This window comes from Streptomyces sp. GC420 (assembly GCF_009916105.1).
Lineage (GTDB): Bacteria > Actinomycetota > Actinomycetes > Streptomycetales > Streptomycetaceae > Streptomyces.
The window spans coordinates 1-669 of the sequence record NZ_JAAAXQ010000814.1 but is presented as its reverse complement, the minus strand read 5'-3'; the positions used below and the strand labels follow the sequence as shown (position 1 = coordinate 669).

Annotated in this window: 1 protein-coding gene and 1 pseudogene; both read left to right on the top strand. The window is 73.7% G+C overall.

Annotated features, from left to right (window positions below; all coding sequences use genetic code 11):
- The first annotated feature begins 66 nt into the window (after positions 1–66).
- Positions 67–549, top strand: a complete 483-nt coding sequence (locus GUY61_RS38775) for a Pycsar system effector family protein (RefSeq protein ID WP_166634956.1) — start codon at positions 67–69, stop codon at positions 547–549.
- Positions 550–552: 3 nt separating this feature from the next.
- A pseudogene (locus GUY61_RS38770) lies at positions 553–654 on the top strand (DUF397 domain-containing protein); the annotation flags it as partial.
- Positions 655–669 lie beyond the last annotated feature (15 nt).

Here is a 669-nt window from a genome sequence, read left to right as displayed (position 1 = left end):
GACCCCGCCCAGCACACCGATCCCCCGGGCACTCCGGGGAACGGCGGCCACACCTCCGACGGCCGGGTGAGGCTCTGCGAACGCCTCCTCTCCGACCTGCGCACCGAGATAGCGCGCGCCGACGGCAAGGCGTCCGTGCTGGTGGCCGCGCTCGGCATGACGGCGGGCGTGGGCAGCGGCCTCCTCGCCGGGAGAAACTGGAGCCCCGACTCGCTCTCCCGGACCGGCACCGCCCTGTGGTGGGCCGGGATCGCCTCCCTCGCGTTCTCCCTGTTCGCGCTCCTCCTAGCCGTGCTGCCCCGCTACCGGGCCGGGACCTGGGCCCCCGGACAGCCCCTGTCGTTCTTCGGGGACATCCAGCGGGCCGCCCGGCTGGGCCGACTGGAGGCGGCGCTCGCCGACACCGAACGCGACCCCGCCGCCGGTCTCATGGCGGCCCTCGCCGAGAGCAGCCGGATCGCCGCGCGCAAGCACCAGTGGATCCGGTACGGGCTGATCGCCTTCTGCGCCGGCACGGTCCTGCTGCCCGCCTCGCTGCTGACCGGCTGATCCGGCACCGTCCACGTTCGCGACTCCAAGAACCTCGGCGGCCCTCAGCTCGCGCTCACGGCAAACGCGTGGGCGGACTTCGTGACGTACGCGTCGAGGCCCTGACCCTCCACTGATTGC